Origin of the sequence: Streptomyces sp. NPDC059092 (genome assembly GCF_042756365.1) — a bacterium.
Lineage (GTDB): Bacteria > Actinomycetota > Actinomycetes > Streptomycetales > Streptomycetaceae > Streptomyces.
In genome coordinates, this window is record NZ_JBHZEJ010000048.1 from 58,132 (window position 1) to 64,824 (window position 6,693).

General features: G+C 66.9%; 8 protein-coding genes and 1 tRNA gene. 4 read left to right on the plus strand and 5 right to left on the minus strand.

Annotated elements, in window-relative coordinates:
- The first annotated feature begins 49 nt into the window (after positions 1-49).
- Complete coding sequence (locus ACFXPL_RS25035) at positions 50-1,030, plus strand: Ku protein (protein ID WP_384923654.1); 981 nt, start codon at positions 50-52, stop codon at positions 1,028-1,030.
- Positions 1,031-1,140: 110 nt separating this feature from the next.
- A tRNA-Arg gene (locus tag ACFXPL_RS25040) sits at positions 1,141-1,212 on the plus strand.
- 133 nt (positions 1,213-1,345) lie between these two features.
- Here ACFXPL_RS25040 and ACFXPL_RS25045 read toward each other — a convergent pair.
- The 5 genes from ACFXPL_RS25045 to ACFXPL_RS25065 all read right to left on the minus strand — a co-directional run bounded on the left by ACFXPL_RS25045 (position 1,346) and on the right by ACFXPL_RS25065 (position 4,989).
- Positions 1,346-2,665, minus strand: coding sequence for a tyrosine-type recombinase/integrase (locus tag ACFXPL_RS25045; RefSeq protein ID WP_384923657.1), 1,320 nt, complete (start codon positions 2,663-2,665; stop codon positions 1,346-1,348).
- A gap of 140 nt (positions 2,666-2,805) precedes the next feature.
- Positions 2,806-3,000 carry a helix-turn-helix transcriptional regulator gene (locus tag ACFXPL_RS25050; protein ID WP_384923660.1) on the minus strand — a complete coding sequence of 65 codons (195 nt, stop codon included), beginning with the start codon at positions 2,998-3,000 and terminating at the stop codon, positions 2,806-2,808.
- Complete coding sequence (locus ACFXPL_RS25055) at positions 2,997-3,692, minus strand: HNH endonuclease (RefSeq protein ID WP_384923663.1); 696 nt, start codon at positions 3,690-3,692, stop codon at positions 2,997-2,999. The genes ACFXPL_RS25050 and ACFXPL_RS25055 overlap by 4 nt, the downstream gene beginning before the upstream one ends.
- Positions 3,689-4,450 (minus strand): hypothetical protein, encoded by a 762-nt coding sequence (locus ACFXPL_RS25060; RefSeq protein ID WP_384923666.1) that lies wholly within the window; start codon positions 4,448-4,450, stop codon positions 3,689-3,691. The genes ACFXPL_RS25055 and ACFXPL_RS25060 overlap by 4 nt, the downstream gene beginning before the upstream one ends.
- Positions 4,447-4,989: a hypothetical protein gene (locus ACFXPL_RS25065; protein ID WP_384923667.1), complete on the minus strand. Its 543-nt coding sequence runs from the start codon at positions 4,987-4,989 to the stop codon at positions 4,447-4,449. The genes ACFXPL_RS25060 and ACFXPL_RS25065 overlap by 4 nt, the downstream gene beginning before the upstream one ends.
- 155 nt (positions 4,990-5,144) lie before the next feature.
- Between ACFXPL_RS25065 and ACFXPL_RS25070 the strand changes: the two genes are divergently transcribed.
- Together ACFXPL_RS25070 and ACFXPL_RS25075 are read left to right on the plus strand one after the other, a co-directional pair.
- On the plus strand, positions 5,145-5,921 hold the full coding sequence (locus ACFXPL_RS25070; protein ID WP_384923669.1) for a GntR family transcriptional regulator: 777 nt from the start codon (positions 5,145-5,147) through the stop codon (positions 5,919-5,921).
- Positions 5,922-5,998: 77 nt separating this feature from the next.
- On the plus strand, positions 5,999-6,490 hold the full coding sequence (locus ACFXPL_RS25075; protein ID WP_384923671.1) for a GNAT family N-acetyltransferase: 492 nt from the start codon (positions 5,999-6,001) through the stop codon (positions 6,488-6,490).
- Positions 6,491-6,693: the final 203 nt, after the last annotated feature.

Consider the following 6,693-nt stretch of genomic DNA (forward strand, 5'->3'; position numbering starts at 1 on the left):
CATCAGGAACCCTCGCTATCTTCTCTTCCTGGATGAAAGGTGCGGAACCTTGCGATCCATATGGAACGGCGCGATCTCCTTCGGGCTGGTCAGCATCCCGATCAAGCTGGTCAACGCCACCGAGAACCACTCCATCTCCTTCCGCCAGATCCACAAGGAGGACGGCGGCCGGATCCGCTACCGGAAGGTCTGCGAGCTGGACCAGGAGGAGGTGGCGACGTCCGACATCGGCAAGGCGTACGAGGACGCGACCGGCACCATGATCCCGATCACGGACGACGACCTGGCCGGACTGCCGCTGCCGACGGCGAAGACGATCGAGATCGTCGCGTTCGTCCCGGCGTCCTCGATCGACCCGCTCCAGATGGACGCGGCGTACTACCTCTCCGCGAGCGGCGTCCCGGCCGCCAAGCCGTACACCCTGCTGCGCGAGGCGCTCAAACGCAGCCAGAAGGTGGCCGTCGCCAAATACGCGCTCCGGGGCCGGGAGCGGCTGGGGATGCTCCGGGTGGTCGGCGACGTGATCGCCATGCACGGTCTGCTCTGGCCGGACGAGATCCGCGCACCCGAGGGCGTCGCCCCGGAGACCGAGGTCACCGTGCGCGACGCCGAACTCGACCTGGCCGACGCCCTGATGGACACCCTGGGCTCCGTCGACCTCGACTCGCTGCACGACGACTACCGCGAGGCGGTCGAGGAGATGATCGCGGCGAAGGCGGAGGGCGGCCCACCCCCCGAGCGCGAGCCGGCGGAGGCCGGGGGCGGGCGCGTCCTCGACCTGATGGCGGCGCTGGAGGACAGTGTGCGCGCGGCGAAGGAGGCGCGGGGGGAGGGCGAGGAGGTCGCGGAGGTGACGGACCTCCCGACCAGAAGACGCAAGGCGACGACGACGTCCAAGACGGCCGCCAAGAAGGAGGCGGCGCCCAAGAAGACGACGAAGAAGGCAGCCGCGAAGAAGACGACGGCCGAGAAGACCACGCAGAAGAAGACGGCGAAGCCCCGCACCACCGCCAAACGCGCCTCCGCCTGACCCCTCCGGAGCGCCCGCACCCCGGGCGCGGGGCCCTCGAAATACCTGTTCACGGCCACCCCGCCGAAGCTGGTAGGGTTTCCTTCGTCGCCAAGCAACACAGGCGGTACGCCCCCGTAGCTCAGGGGATAGAGCAACGGCCTCCGGAGCCGTGTGCGCAGGTTCGAATCCTGCCGGGGGCACTCGCCAGTCAGCCAGTGAAAATCAAGGTCTGACCAGCGCGAATGCCGACATGAGAGAGCGGGAGTCAGTCTCACTGACTCCCGCTCTTTCTCGCTCTCTCTCAGTGTTCACGCACCATCTGCGATACACACCTCAGGCCGTATCGCCGTCCTCTTCCAGCGCCTTTGTGATCTTGGCGTTGGCCGCTTCCTCGTGACCGTCGATGCAGCCGTGGTAGCGCCGGTGGATTACCTCTGGCGAGTTGCCGACCCGCCGGGCAACCTCAGCGATCGGCACCCCCGCGTTCAGCCACCGCGTGATGCACGCGTGCCGCAGGTCGTACGGACGTCCGGCCAACGGCGAGGCGACCCGCTCAGGCGGGAGCGCGTACTCCCGCGCTTCCTCCCACACCCGCCAGTACGTTGATGAACCGACGACGCCCCCGCGCTCGTTGCCGAACACCCGCCCTTCCTTGGCGGTCCCGAACTCTTTCAGGTGGGTTCGCAGGATCGAGACCAGGACGGGCGGGATGGGGACCGGACGGTCTGTGTCCGCCTCGCGCGCCTTCAGGCCCCGGCGATCGTGCCGCTCCCCGGAATCGGTCCACTGCTTACCGGAGACGGGACGCGTCTCCCTCAGCGTCAATGTGCCCCAACCTGTGTCCGGCAGGTGGCAGTCGGAGAGTCTCAGCCCGACCGCCTCAGCGGGCCTGAGCCCCGCGTAGTACAGGACCGCGTAGAAGGCTGCCAGGCGCCTCCCGCGGCTGCGGTCCCACGAACCGACGTAGGAAACCGCAGTGAGCAACTGGCGACCCTGTACGGCGTTCACGAGGACGCGCCGGTCCACTACCGCGCCGGAACCCACACGCTTTTTGTGAGCCCCCTGGAGAGGGTTCTCCGGGAGTTCCTTTGCGGCCACCGCGTATTCGAGGGCAGTGTTCAGGGCCCGGCGCCGCCGCTTGTGCGTCTCCCCCGCAGCCGGAGTGCCGTCCAGTCGATAGCTGAGGCGATACAGCACGTCTTCGAACACCTCAACTTTGACCAGGTCGGCAACCGGCCGATCCTCCGTCGTGAGCCACTCGTACGCGGCCTTCAGTTCGGCCGGCGGGTCCTGCCCCGCGTTCGCGGGGACGATCGCCCACCGGAAGGCCAAGCGCAGGTACTTGTCCTCAGGGGTCTTCTCGCCTCGTTTCACCATGGCCAGTGCCACGGCGGCAAGCCCGTCCGCCATGCCCTCACGGGTCTTGGCAGCGCTCATGCGCCACCGCCCGGCGACGTACTTCCGGCAGAACTCGAACCACCGCAACGACGGCTCGGCCTCAGCCGCCGTTGCCGCCGCCTCTTCCGCCGCGCGGACTTCGGACTCAGGCTGTCCACTCGCGATCTCGAACGCTTCGCCCCGGCGCATGGCCTGCCGCAACTCCGAACGTCGGCTTTCAGCGAGTGCCGACGTGGCGAACGTCGCGCTGCTCACCCTCCCGCCTACGACCCAACGGAGTTGGTACGGGCGCGCCTTCCGGCTGACCTTCGTGACCTTCCACAGTCGGACATCGAGGGAGAACCCCGGTCGAGCCTCTCCGTGAGGGCGACGGACCGGAATGTCGTCGGTCTCGCTCACGCGGCGTCCTCCCGCTCCGTAAGCCAGCGCTCGTATTCCGACCGCCTGATCCGCACGTCACCGTTCGGCAGTTTGATCGAGCGGGGCCCCTTCCCGAGTTGGCGCCACCGGTAGAAGGTCGACGGGGCCACCTTCAGGTCAGCGATGATTTCCTTGACGGTCATCTTGTCGTCCACGGTGCGGGCGCTCATGCCGCCGTTCCTTCCGTCTCGTACGGCTGGTGGTGTCTCGATCGATCGGTCACCCTGTCGGGGGTGGACGGTCGGGGGTCCGCAAGTCGGGCCAGCAGTCGCAGAACGGTGAGGGCGCCCGTGGTCGGGTGCGGAGTCGACCGGCCGGGGGTGGAAGGACGGGGGACGCTCACCGCGCTCACGGGGACGCTCATGGCGCTCACGGGGACGCTCATGGCGCCCGTGCGGATGGCGTGCGGGGTGTGCGGATCCGTTGTCCGCACACCATCCGCACGGCCCGTGAGCTGGGCGTGTGGGTTCCGCTCGGTGCCGCACGGGGCGGGGTGAGCGGAGGACCGTGCGGCACCGAGCGGAACCGTACGCAGCGGGGTGTGACGCGGGGTGTGACGGGGGGTGTGACGCGGGTCGTCACGCTGGTCAGAGCCTTGGAGCAGCAGGAGCGAGATTGCCAGGGGCAGTTGGTCGCCCTTGGCGTTGTTGCAGGGGTCACAGGCGAGTACGAGGTTCCGGGGCCTGTTCATGGGCCAGAGGCTGTAAGGGATGTAGTGGTCGAGCGTGGCGCCGGTGAGGTCGGGGGCGAAGGGGCGGGCGCAGTAGTGGCAGTGGCGCCCGTCCCGGTTGGCGAGGTAGTCGCGGATCCGCCGTCGGGTGTCGCCTGCGAGCACGGGTTTGGCCGTGCGGGTCCGGCTCACCACTGGACTCCGGTCGTGCGGGGCCAGGTGCCGTCCTGGCGCGGGGGCGGGCAGGTGCCGAGAAGGTGGGTTCCGTCGTCGAGCCGCACGACCAGGGGGAGGGGCCGGCAGGGGTGGGCGCGGACCAGGTCGAAACAGACTTGCCGCCGCTGACGGTCCGGCAAGATCTGGCGGTAGAGCCAGTCCGGGGCCGCTTGGGATGTGTGGGCACCGGCCAGTTCTGCACCCATGAGCGCCCCGAGTCGGATGAGGGTTTCGGTCGGCAGGACGGCAGCACCCTCGCGCACGGCGCGGGAGAGGAACGGGGTCGCCCCCGCCATCCGGGTGGCGTGGCGGTGGTGGCCGGAGAGGTAGAGGGCCGTGGCGGCTTCCCCGGCGGTCATGGGCCGCGCGCGGGCGCCCTCATACCAGAACGAGAGCGCGAGGCGGTAGGCGAAGGTGTGGCAGGCGCTCACCTCCCAGAACTCGCCGGGGTCCAGATCGCTAAAGACCGTGACGGTCCGGGCCAGTCCGGCGGGCCCAAGCTCCTGCATGGAGGCCCGGAGCATGCTGTACAGGGTGTCGGTGCTGGGAGCGGGATCGTCGTCCGCCTCAACCTCGAAGAGCGCGGCGGCGGTCTCCTGCGGGCACAGCTCCATACCCTCCACAGGGACCGAGAGACTCCCGTCCCCACCCGTACGGCGCACCAGAGGCGCGCCGTACGGGTGGGCGGACACCTGAGCGAACAGGGCCCGGACCTGATTCGTGGGGGTGCTCACGCGTCCACCGCCGGGCGCATCGCGCGGATGGCGTTCTGAGCGTGGACCGGGCACATCCGGCTGACGGTCGCGTCTTCGTCCCGCCACAGCGGAATCGAGCGCGTCCCCCCGCACGGGCAGTCGCCGTCCACCGCAGCCGACCCGTTGCGCGCCCGGGTCTCTTCGGACATCTGCACCCACAGGTTCAAGTTCGCGGCGTGACGGTCCGCACAGTTCAACCGACCGGCCTTGGGGAAACGCTGCTCCTGGCTGGCGGTGAGCTGAGGCGTGACGTGGCCCCCTCGGGCCAGCAGCCGGTAACCCGCATCGAACGCGGCCCGGCGACGGACCTCATCCAGACCGACCCGCTCAACGCCCTGAAGGACCCAGGCGGCGACCTGCGTGTGGTCCGTGGTGCGGTACCGGGCGGGCATGTCCGACGCGTACAGCGCCACCGTCCGCTCACCTGTCGACAGATCGGCGAGAACCACCGGCATGCGCGGCGACTCCGAGCCCACGACCTGCGTGGTACCGCGATCAAGAACGGTTTCAGGCATCATTGACAGACCCCTTCGCGGGTATGGGGAGCGGCGTGCTTCTTGGCGGTTGGACGCCGCTCCCACTGGCTTGAGCCACTTACTGGCTTGAGCCAGTTGAGCATCCCGGCTGTGCGTGCGTCAAGCTGCTGGCTTGAGCCAGTTGTACGCTGGGTTCCATGACTCCCATCGAGAGCGCTAGCGGCGCGCAGCCCGCAAGTAGGCGCATCGCCGACACCTTGCGAGCGGCCATCGAGTCCGGCGAACTGAGCGCCGGCGACAAGCTTCCGTCGGAGCGAGTCCTTGCTGAGCAGCACGGCGCCGCGCGCAATACGGCTCGTGAGGCCGTGCGCTTGCTCGCTGAACAGGGGCTAGTGATCGCCAAGCATGGACGAGGTGTATTCGTCCGGGAGCCGCGTCGGCTCTTTCGCTTCGGTAGTGATCGGTATTCGCTGAAAAATCGGGAGACGGGGTTGACTCCTTTCCGTCTAGAGGCGCAACGGCAAGGGAAAGTTCCGCGCATCGATGTTCCGTCGATTGCGAATGAAGTTCCTCCCGTCGATATTGCGGAGCGTCTCGGGGTTTCTTCCGTGGAGCGGAGTGTTGTGCACAGAGAAAATCACTACTTCGCGGATGATGAGCCGGTCCAGATCGTTTCCACTTATCTTCGCTGGGGAGAGGCGAAGGGGACTCGTCTCATGGAAGTGAAGAGTGGTCCGAACGGGATCTATGGCCGTCTTGAAGAACTCGGTCATGTCATGACCTCGATCTGCGATGAGATCACCGCTCGTATGCCAACGCCCCATGAAGCGTCGGTTCTTCGACTCCCATCCGGCGTGCCTGTGCTCGAAGTTCTACACACGAGCATCGATCAGAATGGCGAACCATTTGAGGTGTCTCGCTATGTGCATCGAGCCGATCTTACCGGCCTCAAGTACGAACTCCCCGTCCAGTGAAGCCCCGTCCAGTAGGGCCGACCGTGGAGAACCAAGGTTCAGGGGATGTTGTCGTGCGACGTCGCACTGAGGCTGACATGGCACCCGCAGCCTCTGCCCTAGTAGAAGTCCACCGTACTGACGGTTACCCCGTTGAGGGTGTAGATCGGCCCGAGGATTGGCTTTCGCCGATTGGCCTATTGGGTGCATGGGTCGCGATTGTTGACAGTCGCGTGGTTGGGCATGTGGCCATCACTCGGCCGTCAGGGGAGGGGGTTGTAGAGCTGTGGAATGAGCAAGATGAAGGTGGGGAGAGAGGCGTGGGTGTGCTGGTGCGCCTTTTTGTTCTCGCTGATGCTCGAAACCGTTCAATTGGTAAAAGTCTTGTGCGGGCAGCCGTGAACTATGCGGCGACCAACGATTTGCGGCTGGTGCTTGACGTAATGGTCAAGGATGATTCAGCGATTCGCCTTTATGAGCGTCTGGGGTGGCGGAGGATCGGACGCATTACTCATCCGTTCGGAGAGGGGCAGAGGCAGGAAGCCCTTGCGTATGTTTCTCCCGATCCCGGCAATGAGGGAAAGCGGTAAGGGCCGTCTGCCGGACAGACGATTATCGCTTGCGCCCCGGGAGCCCCCTTGGGGTGCATCTGCGGGTAAGCACTCCGATTGCCGCGATGAGTGTCCCTCTCCTCTTCCCCTACCAGGTCCGCTACTTCCGCTACCGCCGCTACCGCCCTGGTCAGGGGCGTGATCAGGGGTAGCGGACAGGGGCCCGGTAGCGGATGGCTGAC